Raw genomic sequence first — 13,916 nt, 5'->3', positions numbered from 1 at the left:
TCCGGTCAGACTAGTCCTGATCGCCGGCCCGGAGTCCATCCGGTCCGGCGATTTTTTTGTCTGCGCGCCCTCACAGCGTCCACGGATGTTCTTCCGCGCCGGCGACGATGCCGCCCAGCACGGCCTGGTCGCGTTCCGCATGGCTCTGGCGCAGGAAGACTGGCAGGTCGGCCGCCAGGCGCGCGAAATGGACATCGCGGCACAGGGGACCGGCACCCAGCGCGCGCGTGGCCAGGTGCAGCACCAGGGTGGCCGCGTCTTCCACGGCCAGGCGCAGGCGCAGCGCCAGGGCCATGGCGTCGCGTTGCGGATGCGCGTCGATCTCGGCAGCGCCTTCGCGCAGCAGGGCGCCGGCCGCGCGCAGGGCGCAGTCGATCTGGCCCAGTTGGGCCAGGCGCACGGGATCGGGGGCGGCGTGCTGCGCGCGCGCATGCAGGTGGCTGGCGATGGCGCAGGCGGCGCCATACCACGCGGCCGCGATGCCGGCGCTGCCATGCCAGTAGCCGGGCCGCTCAAGATAGGCGCCTGGCGCACCGACAGGAAAGGCGCGCGCGGAGGAGAAAGTCACGTCGACGCTGGCGCAGGCGCGCATGCCGACGGCGTGCCAGCCTTCGTCCGTGACGCGCACGCCGGGCTGCGACAGGTCTACGGTGGCCAGGCAAGCCTGGTGAGCGTCGTTCCAGCAGCTGATCAAGGCATGGCTGAGGCCATGTGCGCCGGCACACCAGGCCTTGCGCCCGTCGAGCACATGGCGGCCATCGGCCATCTGCCGCAAGCGCACGCGCGCGTCCGGCATGTCCGCGCTCCAGACGCCCCAACTGCTGCCAGCCGGCGCGCCGGGGCCGCCGAGTTCCGCCAGGATGGCCAGCGCATCCGTATGGCTTTCGTACAGCTTGAGCAGGGACAGGTCGATGGCGGCGATGGCGGCCAGCATTTGCCAGCGCCGCAGGGTGGCGCCGTGGCCGGGCAGCGGTAGCTGGTCCAGGCCCGCGTCGCGCAGGCGCCGCAAGCCGTCGATGGGGGTGAAGGCGCTGTCCTGCGGCGGCAAGAGGGTGGCCAGCGCGGCGTCGGACGGCAGGGAGAAAGCGTTGGTCGACATGGCAAGCTCCTTTTTTAACAGGATAGCTTTCTGCTTTTGCAATGTCTGTTCGATTCTACACCTACCCTCGCTGACGGGCTCGAGGCCATGAAGCAGCAGGGCCGTGGGCCCCGCAGCCAGTCACGCGCTTATTTTTTCACGTACAGCATGTCGGGCTCATAACTGCTGCCGTTATGCGATAAGGTGTAGAGCTTGTTGTCGCGCAAGAGGATGCCGCCTTTGATGGTTTGCGCCGGGCGCATGCCTTCGTCGAGCAGGCAGGTGGAGCCGCCTTCATATTCGATGCACCATTGCTGTTTGCCATCTTTCTTCACGTATTGCACGCCAGGTCCCGTGACGTTGAAGGTATAGGCGGGCATGGACAGGTTCAGCTTGTCGATGCGCACATTGCTGGTGGCTCCATTCTCCGTCAGCTTGACGAGAACATCGGCCACGCCATCCGGTGTCGCGCTCATCTTTGCGGTCATGGTTTCCGTGCCCAGCAAGGTGCCGCTGCAGCCGGTCTTGAGATAGGTTTCGATGGTGGAGGTCAGTTCCATCGCGCCGCTGCCATCGGCCTTGGCTGCGACCACCATGGTCTGGCGTTCATGTTCGTCGCACGGCGCTTGCCAGGTACCGACGTAGGGTGCCAGGGTCGAGCCTGCATTGGAATTGCCTGGATCACTGCTGCCGCCACCGCCGCAGCCGGCCAGCAGTGCCGTGCTTGATGTCAGGAATATTGCCACGAATTTTTTCATGCTCCATCCTTTTATTCCGGCAAGCATGCGTGCCGTAGACGCGGCAACAGTATAAAAGGATGGATCAGGGGCAATTCTCACCGAATGTATTCGTGACTTGATATAGATCAAGGGCACTCGCAGCCGCCTGGCAAGACAGGCTTAAAACTCTTCCCAATCATCGCCGGCCGGCGCCTTGGCCTGCGCTCTTTCCGCGGGCGCCGGCTTGGCAACGCTCAGGCGCTTGGCTGGCAGCGGCGCTGATTTTTTCACCGCCGGCATTGCCTGCGGCGTCGTTTGCTGCTGTGCACCCAGCTTGAACACGCTGACCACCTCGGCCAGATGGCTGGCCTGGTCTTGCAGGCTTTCGGCGGCGGCTGCCGCTTCCTCGACCAGGGCCGCGTTCTGCTGCGTCACGCCATCCATTTGCGCCAGCGCCTGGTTGACCTGGGCGATGCCGTCGCTTTGCTCGGTGGTGGCGACGCTGATGTCGGCCATGATGGCGGTGACCTTGCGCACGCTGTCGACCACCTGTTCCATGGTGGCGCCCGCTTCGTCGACGAGCTTGCTGCCGGCCGCCACCTTGCCGACGGAGTCGTCGATCAGCAGCTTGATTTCCTTGGCGGCCGCCGCCGAGCGCTGCGCCAGGTTGCGCACTTCCGTGGCGACGACGGCGAAACCGCGGCCTTGTTCGCCCGCGCGCGCCGCTTCCACGGCCGCGTTCAAGGCCAGGATGTTCGTCTGGAAGGCGATGCCGTCGATAACGGATATGATGTCGACAATCTTGTTCGACGAGTCATTGATCGACGTCATGGTTTCAATTACCTTGCCGACCACTTCGCCGCTCTTTTGCGCCACGCTGGATGCGGACGCGGCCAGTTGATTCGCCTGGCGCGCATGGTCGGCGTTTTCCTTGACCGTGCCCGTCAGCTCTTCCACCGAGGCGGCCGTTTCTTCCAGTGAACTGGCTTGCTGTTCCGTGCGGGCCGACAGGTCGTTATTGCCTTGCGCAATTTCCGCGCTGGCACGCGCCACGTTGTCGGCACTGGCCTGCACTTGCAGCAGCACGGCGTGGATCTTTTCCACGAAGGCGTTGAAACCCTTGCCGATCACGGCCAGCTCGTCCGTGCCCTTGACTTCCAGCTTGACGCGCAGGTCGGCGTCGCCGCTCGACAGGTCCGTCATGGTGCGGCCCAGGGTACGCAGGGGGCGCGTCAGCTGGTTGACGACGAGAATCAAAATACCGGCCGTGGCCGCCGCGCACAGCAGGGCGACGATCAGGGTGTAGATCATCAGGTCGCGCGCCGAGGCCGTGGCCACGCTTTTCGGGAAATTCAGCTCCACGCTCCAGGGCGCGATATCGGGGTGTATCTGCAGCGGCTGCAGCAAATGGATGTAACCGTTGTCGTCCTCATATTCATACGGCTGGCCCTGGCGTACCTTTTCCAGGCCGGCGGCCGGCACGTCGTCGGCCTTCTTGCCCAGCCGCTCGGGCACGGGGTGGCTCGCGTACAGGCCGCCGTTCGAGATCAGGGCCAGCTTGCCGCCCTCGATCACTTTCAGGTCGGCGAGGATTTTCGCCAGGCGCGTAAGCATGAAGTCGGCGCTGGCCACGCCCTTGAAGCTGCCGTCGATCATGATGGGCGCCACCAGCGAAGCCATCAGTACATTCTTGCCATCGACGGGGTAGATGTACGGTTCCGTAAAGTAGGTCTTGCCTGTGCGCTTGGGCACGTCATACCAGTCGTTGGCGCCCGGTTTCGGGTCGAAGACGATGGGTTCGACTTGCAGCTTGCCGCCGGCGCCCCGTGTCCAGTAGGGCATGAAGCGGCCGCTGGCGTCGTAGTTCGGCTTCTGGTTGGCGAACTCCGCATCCTTGCCGTCGAGCGCGTTCGGCTCCCACGTCACGGCCGAGCCCAGCAAGTCTTCCGAACTGGTCAATGTTGCCTTGGTCAGTTCATTGATCTGTTCGCGCTGCAGGGGCAGGCTGGCGCTTTTGGTGCCGCGCATGGCGCCAGCCAGGCTGGACACGCTGGACAGGTTGCTGGCGATGCGCGCCTGCAATGCACCCGCCACTTCGCGCGCCGACGTGCGCGCCAGGTCCAGCGCGGCCGCTTCGGCGCTGGCGCTGCTCTTGTAGCCGATCACGGCCGCCGTGACGCCGAGGCTGAGGATGGCGAGCGCGGTGGCGGCGACGCAGATTTTACTGTTCAGTGAGAGTTGCATGATGCTGTTCCTTGATGGGGAGGGGTATTGGTGTCATGGGCGTCGCGGGTGGCGCGCCTAGAACGTCTTGCTGATGGCCACGACCAAGGTGGTCGCGGCGGGATTCGACGTGTCGAACTGGCCGGCCGCATTCGGGATGCCCAAGGTGTAATGGTCGTAGGCATCGGTGGCGCCCCAGGCGCGCGTGACGGCGGCGCTGGCGCTCCAGCCGCCGTCGAAGGTCCGGGTGACACCGATCTTGGCGTCGCGCCAGTTCCACATGGCGTTGCCCGTACCCGCCACCCGGCCATTGCCGGCGTGCAGGTTCAAGGTCCAGGCATTGCCCAGGTCGACATTCGCGCCCACGTCCAGGTAGCCCGTGCCGCGCGCATTGGTGATGCCGAAGAAATCCGGCGTGACGGTGCGGTTGTACTTGGCGTACAGCATCATGTAGCTGAGGCCCAGCGACAGTTCGCCATAGTCGTACTTCACGCCCGTGGCGCGGTAGACGGCGCCCGGATACTTGTAATAGTAGGCCAGCACGCTGTAGCCGAGTTCACCGACCGTGCCGCTGTAGCCGCCGTACACGTCCCATTCGATGGTCGCGTCCTCGATATAGCGGTCGCTGACGGTGGACGCCCACGTGCCCAGCGACCAGCCGCTCGGGTGCGCGTAGTCGGCCCCCGCCTGCAGCGCCGGCTTGCCCCAGGTCTGGCGAAAGCCGCGCGAAATGTATTGCGAGGTAAGGCTGGCATTGGCGCCGAAGGTGGCGGCAGGGCTGTCCGTGGTTTGCGCCTGCACGGGCAGGGTGGCCAGCAGGAACAGACAGCCGAGCAAGGGTGTGGCAGGAAAATGGTGGTGCGATGGCATGGCAGTCAGCTCCGTATTTGCTGGCAGCGGCCGTTCAGGCGCGTTGCCCTGATGGTTGCAATAAAAATGCGGAATGGACTTTTTGGAAGGCAAGGCGATGCCGCCTGCATGCTCGGATGAACACGCACACATTCTCACCAAACGTAACTGAAAGGATAGGGGCTGGGGCTAGTGGAAGTCAACAAAGTTGCGTAGAGGAAAGCGTAAGTTGTTGTTTCCTGGCACTTTTTCATGCACCTGTCATCTTGCTGGTGCGCCCCGGCTGGCTGCCTGTTGCAAGCCGGCCAGCAAGCCGGGCAGGGCGGCATGCAGGGTTGGCAAGTCATCTGCCAGCGCTTCGGCCTGTATTTCCACCCGACCCGATGGCTGGCCCCAAACGACCTGGGCGCTGAGCCGGGCGCCCGACTCGAGGCCCGTGACGCTGACCAGCAGGGCGACTTCTTCCGGCGCATCGTCGGGTACATCGTCGAGCAGGCAGGAAATGCCGAAGTGATAATCCTGGAAGGCGCTGGCCGTGCCGCTGGAAAAGGCGAAGACGGATGCGAGCGCCCGTGGCGCGGCGGCCGCGAGTGCGGGCAGGGCGGCGCGGAACAGGGGCAGCAAGTCGTTTTCCAGCTGGAGCACCAGCGGATGGGTGTGGACGAGGACGGTCATGGCAGGATGGATCGGTTGGCGGCGCGCGATGTTAGCAGTTTTTGCGGCCGCTGTGCGCAGGTACTGGCCCTAGGCACTGGCCCTAAATACTGGTCCTACCAGTGGCCTCAATCGTCATCGCTGGTGACGCGCGTGCGCACGAAATCGATGTGGCTTTGCATGGCCGTACGCGCTTCCTCGGGCTGGCTGGCGCAGATCGCTACGCACAGGGTGCGGTGCTGCGACAGCAGCTGCAGCGAAGTGGCGTCGTCCTGCTGGCGCAAGCCCGTGCCATTGATGGTGATGTGTTCGCGCAGCATGCCGATGATGCTGGTGTGCAAGTGCAAAAACATGGTGTTGTGCGACGCCTGGGCGATGACTTCATGCAGCCGCGCGTCGGCCTGCGCCTCGCCGTGCTTGTCGTCGCTGGCGCGCGCCTGTTCCAGCTCGGCCAGCAGCGCCATGATCTGCGCGCGCTCGTCCCCGCTGGCCCGCTGCGCGGCAAAGTAGGCCGTCGCCCCTTCCAGCACGCGGCGAAATTCGAGGATGTCGTCGCGCAGGGCCGGGTGGTCGGCCACCAGCTGGCTCCACGGCGAAGCCATGCCGGTGCGCAATTGATCGGTCACGAACACGCCGGCGCCGCGCCGGCTGCGCACGAGGCCCCGCGCCGCCAGCCGCTGCACCGCTTCGCGCACGGTGTTGCGCGAGACGGCATATTGCTGCGCCAGCAGGCGTTCGGCCGGCAGCTGCGCGCCCGCCGGCAAGCTGCCGTCCAGCAGGGCCGTTTCCAGCCTGCGCATCACCATCTCGACCCTGCCCCGCGTTTGCATGCCTGTCGCCATCGATGTCTTTCCGGTGTTGTTTTAAAGTGGTCCGAGCAATTTGAAGTGGCTTACGGAAGCTGGAATTATGCGTGAACCGGTCATTCTTAACAACACACAGCGGCGCCGCAGCAACACACAGAGCGCCGGGGAGACAACGCATGCAGCCAGACCCGCGCCAGCCACGCCACTATCCATCGCCACCGCCGCAGGTGTACCTGTTCGCCACCTGCCTGGTCGACCTGTTCGTGCCACAGGCGGGGCTCGATGCCGTACGCCTGCTGGAGCGGGAAGGCTTGCTCGTGCATTATCCGCGCGGCCAGAGCTGCTGCGGCCAGCCCGCTTACAGCAGCGGCAATCCGGAACAGGCGCGCGCCGTGGCCCGCGCCCAACTCGATCTGTTCGCGCAGCCGTGGCCCGTGATCGTGCCGTCCGGTTCCTGCGCCGGCATGATGCGCCACCATTGGCCGCAGCTGTTCCAGGACGACCCGGTGGCCGGCCCCAAGGCCTTGGAGCTGGCCGAGCGCGTATATGAACTGAGCGAATTTCTCGTCTGCGTGCTGCAGCTCGACCTGGCCGGCATGGGCGCCGCCGCGCAGGCCGATGAAAACGTGGTGCTGCATACCTCGTGCGGCGCGCGCCGCGAAATGGGTACGCGCACCCACGGCGTGGCCCTGGTCGATGCCTTGCCCGGCGTGACGCGCATCGAACACCAGCGCGAATCGGAATGCTGCGGCTTTGGCGGCACGTTTTCATTGAAGCACCCCGATATTTCCGGTGCCATGGTCAGCGACAAGATCGCCTCAGCCTGCGCCACGGGCTGCGACCGGCTCGTCTCGGCCGACTGCGGCTGCCTGCTCAATATCGGCCACGCCGCGCAGCACCAGGGCGCGCCGCTACCCGTCGAGCATATGGCCAGCTTTTTGTGGCGCCGTACGGGAGGCGCGGCATGAGCGCGATCCTGACCGCCCGCGAACGCATGCTGGGACGCCTGCGCGCCGCCGCGCCCGCCGCACCCGAAGCGGTGGACGCCATCGATACGGCCATCGACCAGCACTACCTGGCGCGCCGCGCCGCCGCGCCGCTGCCGGCACGGGACAGGATCGCCGCCATGCAGGCCGCCTTGCGCGCTTCGCATGCGCAAGTCGACTGTGTGAGCATGGACACCTGGCCCGCCTTGCTGGCGCAGCGCCTCGGTGAACACGGCGTGCGCCGTTTGCTGCTCGATACCGGCAGCGCCGAAGGGCGGGCCTTGCGCGCCGCCTTGCCGGCCGAGGTGGAGACGCTGTTATTCACGCGTCCGCTGGCGCAGTGGAAAAGTGAACTGTTCGACACCGTCGATGCGGGTTTCACCATCGCGCGTTCCGGCATCGCCGCCACGGGCACCCTGGTCATCGCACCCGATGCGGCCACGCCGCGCACGGTGTCGCTGGCGCCCCCTTTGCATATCTGTCTCGTGTTTGCGAGCACCCTGCACGTGGACTTGCATGCGGCGGCGCGCGCCGAGCGCTGGTGCGACGGCATGCCGGCCAACCTGGTGCTGGTGTCCGGTCCCTCGAAAACGTCCGATATCCAGCAGACGCTGGCCTATGGCGCGCACGGCCCGCGCTGGCTGTGGGTACTGATCATCGATGATTTGTCCGGCCATGAAGGAGGCCTGCCATGAACGCCAAGCCCCTGCAATTCGTCAAGCCGGCCGATTTCCATGCGCGCGCCCGCGCCGCGCTGGACGACCCGAAACTGCGCCAGAGTTTTCGCGGCGCCATGGATTTTTTACAGGACAAGCGCAAGACGCAATTCCCCGACGGCGACGAGCTGGAACGCCTGCGCGACATCGGCGAAGCCGTGCGCCGGCATGCGCTGGCGCGCCTGCCCGACTTGCTGGTGCAGCTCGAAGACAAGCTGACGGCGGCCGGCGTGCAGGTGCACTGGGCCGAGGATGGCGAGCAGGCCAACGCCATCATCCACGCCATCGCGGAAAGGAACCGGGCCACGCGCTTCATCAAGGGCAAGTCGATGGCCAGCGAGGAAATCGAGCTCAATCACTATCTGGAAGCGCGCGGCATGACGTGCCTGGAATCGGACATGGGCGAGTACATCGTGCAGCTGGCGGGCGAAAAGCCGTCGCACATCGTCATGCCGGCCATTCACAAGACGAAGGCCGACATCGCCGGCCTGTTCGCCGAGCATATCCCCGACGCGCCCTACACGGAAGACGTCGACAGCCTGATCCAGACGGGACGGCGCGCCCTGCGCCAGGCGTTCGTTGACGCCGATATCGGCCTGTCGGGCGTGAACTTCGCGGCGGCCGACACGGGCACCCTGTGGCTGGTGGAAAACGAGGGCAATGGCCGGCTGACGACGTCCGTGCCGGACGTGCACATCGCTATCATGGGCATGGAAAAGGTCGTGGCCAAGCTCGAACATATCGTGCCGCTGGCCAGCCTCCTGACGCGTTCGGCCACGGGGCAGGCCATCACCACGTATTTCAACCTGATTTCCGGCCCGCGCCGCGCCGGTGAAAAAGATGGGCCGCGCGAAGTGCACCTGGTCTTGCTCGACAACGGCCGCAGCCAGGCCTACGCCGACGAGCAGCTGCGCGCCACCCTGCAATGCATACGCTGCGGCGCCTGCATGAACCACTGTCCCGTCTACACGCGTATCGGCGGCCACGCCTACGGCACCACGTATCCGGGACCGATCGGCAAGATCATCTCGCCGCATTTGCTGGGACTCGACGCGACGGCGGATCTGGCCACCGCATCGAGCCTGTGCGGCGCCTGCGGCGAAGTGTGCCCCGTGCGTATTCCGATTCCGCAGCTGCTGGTGCGCCTGCGCACGGAAGCGAACCGCAATCCGAACGAGGAAGTCAGCCATCCGCTGCGCGGGCAGGGCGCCAAGTTCAGCCGCGGCGAAAGCCTGATCTGGCGCTTCTGGAGCGGCGCCTTCGCGCGCCCCGCCAGCTACCGGCTGTTCCGCTGGGCCGCCACGCGGCTGCGCATGCTGACGCCGCGCGCGCAGCTGGGCTGGACGCAACACCGCAAGCCCTTGACGCCGGCGCCGCGCAGCCTGGCCGACCTGCTGAACGCGCGGGGCCAGGAAGAGTAGTGCCGGCCCCTACAGAAAAATACGCCGCAAAAAAATACAGCAAAGCCGTTTTTTCACTTAACCCGCATCCACCGGAGGAGACCCGACATGCAAACCTGGACCCAACTTTATACACCGCTCGGCAGCTTGTGGCTGTCGTCGCTGGCGGCAGCCATCCCCATCATTTTCTTCTTCATCGCGCTGGCGGCGCTGCGCATCAAGGGACACGTGGCGGCCGCCGTCACCCTGGCGCTGGCGCTGGCCGTCGCCATCTTCGCGTATGGCATGCCCGTGCCGCAGGCGCTGGCGGCGGCCGGTTATGGCTTTGCGTACGGCTTGTGGCCGATCGCCTGGATCATCGTCACGGCCGTCTTCCTGTACAAGATCGTCGTGAAAACAGGGCAGATCGACATCATCCGCGCCTCCGTGCTGTCCGTTACGGACGACCAGCGCCTGCAGGTGCTGTTGATCGGCTTTGCCTTCGGCGCTTTTCTGGAAGGGGCGGCCGGTTTCGGCGCGCCCGTGGCGATCACCTCGGCGCTGCTGGTGGGCCTGGGCTTCAACCCGCTGTATGCGGCGGGCCTGTGCCTGATCGCCAACACGGCGCCCGTGGCCTTTGGCGCCATGGGCATCCCCATCATCGTGGCGGGGCAGGTGACGGGCATCGACCCCTTCCTGATCGGCGCCATGGCGGGCCGCCAGTTGCCGCTGCTGTCGCTGCTGGTGCCGTTCTGGCTGGTCTTCATGATGGATGGATTCCGCGGCGTGCGCGAAGTGTGGCCGGCCGCGCTGGTGACGGGTTTGAGCTTTGCCGTCACCCAGTATTTCACATCGAATCATATCGGCCCTGAACTGCCGGACATCACCTCGGCCCTCGTCAGCCTGGTGTCGCTGACCCTGTTCCTGAAGGTGTGGCAGCCGAAGAATGCGAAAGTGGCGCATGCCGTCGGCGGCGGCACGGCAGCGCTGTCCGGCTTTGGCGGTGCGGGCGGTGCTGCGGCCGTGCGCGGCGGTGGCAACCGCGCCGCCTCGCCCTACACGATGGCGCAGACCATGCACGCCTGGGCGCCGTTCGGCCTGTTGACGGCCATCGTTACCGTGTGGAGCCTGCCCAGCTTCAAGGCACTGTTTGCCGCCGGCGGCGCCTTGTCCAGCCTGGTCATCAAGATCCACGTGCCTTACCTCGACAAGCTGGTGATGAAGACGATGCCCATCGTGGCAGAGCCGAAGGCGTATGACGCCGTGTTCAAGCTCGATCTGCTGTCGGCCGTGGGTACGGCGATCTTGCTGACGGCCGTGCTGTCGATGCTGATGCTGCGCATGAAGCCGCGCGATGGTCTGAAGGCGTTCGTGGAAACGATCGTGGAGTTGCGCCGTCCCGTGCTTTCGATCGGGCTCGTGCTGGCCTTTGCCTTTGTCGCCAATTACTCGGGCATGTCGTCCACCCTGGCCCTGCTGCTGGCCGGCAGCGGCGCCGCCTTCCCGTTCTTCTCGCCGTTCCTGGGCTGGCTGGGCGTCTTCCTGACGGGGTCCGACACCTCGTCGAACGCCTTGTTCTGCTCCCTGCAAAACACGACGGCGCACCAGATCGGCGTGTCCGACACCCTGATGGTGGCGGCCAATACGACGGGCGGCGTGACGGCGAAGATGATCTCGCCCCAGTCGATCGCCGTCGCCTGCGCGGCGACTGGCCTGGTGGGCAAGGAATCGGACCTGTTCCGCTTTACCTTGAAGCACAGCCTGTTGTTTGCCGTCATCATCGGCATCATCACCATGCTGCAGGCGTACGTGTTCACGGGCATGATCCCGCATTGAGCGGTCCGTAGAAGTACGTAGTAAAACTAGATGAAATGACAGTAAAACGTGCAGACGGTCATGAAAATGACCTGATGCACTGCAGCATATCGAGGATGGCCCGGCGCAATGCCGTGTCCGCAGCGATGCCCTCGGCATCGAGACCCGACCCCAGCAGGGGCAAGCTGATGCAGGCGTCGTCGATCAGGCGCGCCGACATGGTGCGCACCGTTTCGCGCAGGGCCGCCTGCGCATGCGTGGCGCGCGGCGAGGCGTTCAGCAGCACCAGCGGCTTGTCGATGAACGATTCATTTCCCACCATCCAGTCCAGCGCGTTTTTCATGGGGCCGCTCACGCCGTGCGCGTATTCGGGGCTGGCCAGCATCAGCACGTCGGCCGCCAGGATGGCGTCGCGCAGACCGGTCACGGCCGGCAGGCTGTCGGCATCGAGGTCGGGATTGAATAGCGGTAACTCACCGAGTCCCGAATAGATGCGGATGTCGAATGGCGGTGGCGCAAGCCCGGCGATGGCGCGCAGCAGGGCGGTGTTCAGCGAGGCAGCGCGCAGGCTGCCGGCGATGGCGAGAATGGTAATGGGCGTGTGCATCCCGCCTGTATAGCCCATCCTGTGCTCAAGCGCAAGGCGAGCAGGATGGCGCTATCGATGTTGCAACAGCCGATGAGCGACTGGGTACTGCGTCACTCTTAACGGCTCAGACCGCTCATCCAGCTTGGCTGCGGATTGGCACGGGCCAGTTCGCGCATGCGGTATTCCAGGTCGTAGCGATCCGTCGATTCGGCCAGGTAGGCTTCTTCGTAGGCGCGTTCGCGGCGGTCGCTGCTTTGGTTCAGCCAAGCGCCAACGCGTTTGGCGGCGTGGACCAGGGTGGCGACGATATTGCTGTTTTGCGTGGTGTGGTAAGTAAATGCGGTAGACATGGCAGACTCCTTATGTGGCGTGCCGCGTTGTGCTGCACTGCAATATAAGTATAGCGATTCCAAGTTATAAGGCTACTTTTGATTTCAAATGTCGGCTATTCAATTTTAGAATAACAGGCGGGAAAGCTGCGCAATACGGGGCTTTAAGGCATAATGCGGGCGCTGTATCGTAGTTTTACTACAAGACTGTTTTCTCCTGAATGTTGTTTTCTGACGCAGCCCGCAGGCGTGCCGCGCCTACAAGACATCATTTTGGCGAGAAACGGTCGGCCGTGCGCCTGCCGCGCGCAAGTAGCGCCATGCCTGCCCCTGTTTTGCTGATGGCAGTCATGGCCCACGCTGATATCTGCGTGGCGCTTGCGCGTCCTGGTGCTGCCCGGGTGGAAACGCTTCCATGCCTGGCAAGATCAACTTGGAATTGAAAAATGGAGAAGGTATGGAATACGTAAAGCAAGGCCAGGGCGTACCGTCCACACAGGCCGGCACGCAAAACAATACGGGCGCCCTGATCATTGTCACGGTGCTGTTTTTCATGTGGGGATTGCTGACATCGCTCAATGATGTGCTGATTCCCCATCTGCGCTCGATCTACACCCTGACGTATGTGCAGGCGATGCTGGTGCAGTTCTGCTTCTTTGGCGCCTACGCCATCGTTTCGCTGCCCGCCGGCATGCTGATCAAGAAGATCGGCTACCAGCGCGGCGTCGTCGCCGGCCTGCTGATCGCGGCCGCCGGCTGCGCCATGTTCTACCCGGCGTCGACCGGCAGCTATGCGCTGTTCCTGTTGTCCTTCTTCATCCTGGCGGCCGGCATCACCGTGCTGCAGGTGGCGGCCAACCCGTACGTGACGGAACTGGGCGACCCGCAGACGGCATCGAGCCGTTTGACCCTGACGCAAGCGTTCAATGCGCTGGGCACCACCGTGGCGCCGGCGCTGGGCGGCATGCTGATCTTGTCGGGCACCGTGCTGACGGTGCAGCAGTTCGACCTGCTGCCGGCGGCCGAGCAACTGGCTTACCGCGCCAAGGAAGCGGCCTCCGTGCAGGGCCCGTACCTGGTGCTGGCCGCTACCCTGGTGATCCTGGCCGTGCTGTTCGCGCTGGCAAAATTGCCGAAGATTTCGCACGCCGACGATGCCGCCGCCCTGGCGCACGATGGTCACAAGGTCTCGATCTGGTCGCACCGCCATCTGGTGCTGGGCGCGCTGGCCATCTTCCTGTACGTGGGCGGTGAAGTCAGCATCGGCAGCTTCTTGATCAACTTCCTGGGCGAGAGCCATATCGCGGGCCTCAGCCACGCCGACGCCGCCTATTTCGTCAGCTATTACTGGGGTGGCGCCATGCTGGGCCGCTTCGTCGGCTTTGCCGTGATGCGCTATGTCAGCCCGGGCAAGACCCTGGCCTTCAACGCCGCCGTCGTCATCGCGCTGATCCTCGTTGCCGTGTTCTCCAGCGGTCACACAGCCATGTGGGCCTTGATCGCCGTCGGCCTGTTCAACTCCATCATGTTCCCGACCATCTTCAGCATGGCCCTGAACAAGCTGGGTGCGCAAACGGGACAAGGTTCGGGCATCCTCTGCATGGCCATCGTCGGCGGCGCCATCGTGCCGTTCATCCAGGGCTTCCTGGCCGACCACATCAACCTGCAACTGTCCTTCCTCGTGCCGGCCCTGTGCTACACCTTCATTCTGTACTTCGGCTGGAAGTACGCCAGCATGTACAACGACAGCGCCAAGTAAGCAAGGTGGCGTGA

Annotated in this window: 13 protein-coding genes; 5 read left to right on the top strand and 8 right to left on the bottom strand. The window is 64.8% G+C overall.

Annotated elements, in window-relative coordinates:
* Nucleotides 1–70: 70 nt before the first annotated feature.
* From KO538_RS03425 to KO538_RS03400, 6 genes are all read right to left on the bottom strand, one after another.
* Nucleotides 71–1,099, bottom strand: coding sequence for an acyl-CoA dehydrogenase (locus tag KO538_RS03425; protein WP_219327470.1), 1,029 nt, complete (start codon nt 1,097–1,099; stop codon nt 71–73).
* A gap of 128 nt (nt 1,100–1,227) precedes the next feature.
* A complete protein-coding gene (locus tag KO538_RS03420) occupies nt 1,228–1,836 on the bottom strand; it encodes a hypothetical protein (RefSeq protein WP_219327469.1) in 609 nt (202 codons plus the stop codon).
* Between the two features lie 141 nt (nt 1,837–1,977).
* On the bottom strand, nt 1,978–4,041 hold the full coding sequence (locus KO538_RS03415; RefSeq protein ID WP_219327468.1) for a methyl-accepting chemotaxis protein: 2,064 nt from the start codon (nt 4,039–4,041) through the stop codon (nt 1,978–1,980).
* 57 nt (nt 4,042–4,098) lie between these two features.
* Complete coding sequence (locus tag KO538_RS03410) at nt 4,099–4,890, bottom strand: TorF family putative porin (protein WP_257620140.1); 792 nt, start codon at nt 4,888–4,890, stop codon at nt 4,099–4,101.
* Between the two features lie 240 nt (nt 4,891–5,130).
* Complete coding sequence (locus KO538_RS03405; RefSeq protein ID WP_219327467.1) at nt 5,131–5,544, bottom strand: hypothetical protein; 414 nt, start codon at nt 5,542–5,544, stop codon at nt 5,131–5,133.
* 107 nt (nt 5,545–5,651) lie between these two features.
* On the bottom strand, nt 5,652–6,353 hold the full coding sequence (locus KO538_RS03400) for a FadR/GntR family transcriptional regulator (protein WP_254798325.1): 702 nt from the start codon (nt 6,351–6,353) through the stop codon (nt 5,652–5,654).
* A gap of 152 nt (nt 6,354–6,505) precedes the next feature.
* On the opposite strand from KO538_RS03400, the gene KO538_RS03395 reads away from it, so the two are divergent.
* The 4 genes from KO538_RS03395 (at nt 6,506) to KO538_RS03380 (ending at nt 11,246) form a co-directional block, all read left to right on the top strand.
* Nucleotides 6,506–7,297 carry a (Fe-S)-binding protein gene (locus KO538_RS03395; protein ID WP_219327466.1) on the top strand — a complete coding sequence of 264 codons (792 nt, stop codon included), beginning with the start codon at nt 6,506–6,508 and terminating at the stop codon, nt 7,295–7,297.
* Nucleotides 7,294–8,010, top strand: coding sequence for an LUD domain-containing protein (locus KO538_RS03390; RefSeq protein WP_219327465.1), 717 nt, complete (start codon nt 7,294–7,296; stop codon nt 8,008–8,010). The genes KO538_RS03395 and KO538_RS03390 overlap by 4 nt, the downstream gene beginning before the upstream one ends.
* Entirely contained in the window at nt 8,007–9,452 is a 1,446-nt protein-coding gene (locus tag KO538_RS03385; protein ID WP_219327464.1) for a LutB/LldF family L-lactate oxidation iron-sulfur protein, read from the top strand. The genes KO538_RS03390 and KO538_RS03385 overlap by 4 nt, the downstream gene beginning before the upstream one ends.
* 87 nt (nt 9,453–9,539) lie before the next feature.
* Nucleotides 9,540–11,246 (top strand): lactate permease LctP family transporter, encoded by a 1,707-nt coding sequence (locus tag KO538_RS03380; protein WP_219327463.1) that lies wholly within the window; start codon nt 9,540–9,542, stop codon nt 11,244–11,246.
* Nucleotides 11,247–11,304: 58 nt separating this feature from the next.
* On the opposite strand, the gene KO538_RS03375 is transcribed toward KO538_RS03380, so the two are convergent.
* Nucleotides 11,305–11,832 (bottom strand): NADPH-dependent FMN reductase, encoded by a 528-nt coding sequence (locus KO538_RS03375; protein WP_219327462.1) that lies wholly within the window; start codon nt 11,830–11,832, stop codon nt 11,305–11,307.
* A gap of 98 nt (nt 11,833–11,930) precedes the next feature.
* Nucleotides 11,931–12,164 (bottom strand): DUF3563 family protein, encoded by a 234-nt coding sequence (locus KO538_RS03370; protein WP_080698581.1) that lies wholly within the window; start codon nt 12,162–12,164, stop codon nt 11,931–11,933.
* A 436-nt stretch (nt 12,165–12,600) separates the two neighbouring features.
* Here KO538_RS03370 and fucP point away from each other — a divergent pair, with 436 nt between their 5' ends.
* Nucleotides 12,601–13,902: an L-fucose:H+ symporter permease gene (gene fucP / locus KO538_RS03365; protein ID WP_219327461.1), complete on the top strand. Its 1,302-nt coding sequence runs from the start codon at nt 12,601–12,603 to the stop codon at nt 13,900–13,902.
* Nucleotides 13,903–13,916 lie beyond the last annotated feature (14 nt).

Source organism: Janthinobacterium sp. NKUCC08_JDC (assembly GCF_019345575.1).
GTDB classification, from domain to species: Bacteria; Pseudomonadota; Gammaproteobacteria; order Burkholderiales; family Burkholderiaceae_D; genus Janthinobacterium; species Janthinobacterium aestuarii.
Note: the sequence above shows the minus strand (reverse complement) of the source record. Positions and strands in the feature narration are given on the sequence as shown.

Excerpts from the sequence above, each read along its gene's own strand:
- KO538_RS03415 (WP_219327468.1), bottom strand. The coding sequence starts at position 4,041 with ATGCAACTCTCACTGAACAGTAAAATCTGCGTCGCCGCCACCGCGCTC.
- KO538_RS03420 (WP_219327469.1), bottom strand. The coding sequence starts at position 1,836 with ATGAAAAAATTCGTGGCAATATTCCTGACATCAAGCACGGCACTGCTG.
- KO538_RS03385 (WP_219327464.1), top strand. The coding sequence starts at position 8,007 with ATGAACGCCAAGCCCCTGCAATTCGTCAAGCCGGCCGATTTCCATGCG.
- KO538_RS03425 (WP_219327470.1), bottom strand. The coding sequence starts at position 1,099 with ATGTCGACCAACGCTTTCTCCCTGCCGTCCGACGCCGCGCTGGCCACC.
- fucP (WP_219327461.1), top strand. The coding sequence starts at position 12,601 with ATGGAATACGTAAAGCAAGGCCAGGGCGTACCGTCCACACAGGCCGGC.
- KO538_RS03405 (WP_219327467.1), bottom strand. The coding sequence starts at position 5,544 with ATGACCGTCCTCGTCCACACCCATCCGCTGGTGCTCCAGCTGGAAAAC.
- KO538_RS03370 (WP_080698581.1), bottom strand. The coding sequence starts at position 12,164 with ATGTCTACCGCATTTACTTACCACACCACGCAAAACAGCAATATCGTC.
- KO538_RS03375 (WP_219327462.1), bottom strand. The coding sequence starts at position 11,832 with ATGCACACGCCCATTACCATTCTCGCCATCGCCGGCAGCCTGCGCGCT.
- KO538_RS03400 (WP_254798325.1), bottom strand. The coding sequence starts at position 6,353 with ATGCAAACGCGGGGCAGGGTCGAGATGGTGATGCGCAGGCTGGAAACG.
- KO538_RS03390 (WP_219327465.1), top strand. The coding sequence starts at position 7,294 with ATGAGCGCGATCCTGACCGCCCGCGAACGCATGCTGGGACGCCTGCGC.
- KO538_RS03395 (WP_219327466.1), top strand. The coding sequence starts at position 6,506 with ATGCAGCCAGACCCGCGCCAGCCACGCCACTATCCATCGCCACCGCCG.
- KO538_RS03380 (WP_219327463.1), top strand. The coding sequence starts at position 9,540 with ATGCAAACCTGGACCCAACTTTATACACCGCTCGGCAGCTTGTGGCTG.
- KO538_RS03410 (WP_257620140.1), bottom strand. The coding sequence starts at position 4,890 with ATGCCATCGCACCACCATTTTCCTGCCACACCCTTGCTCGGCTGTCTG.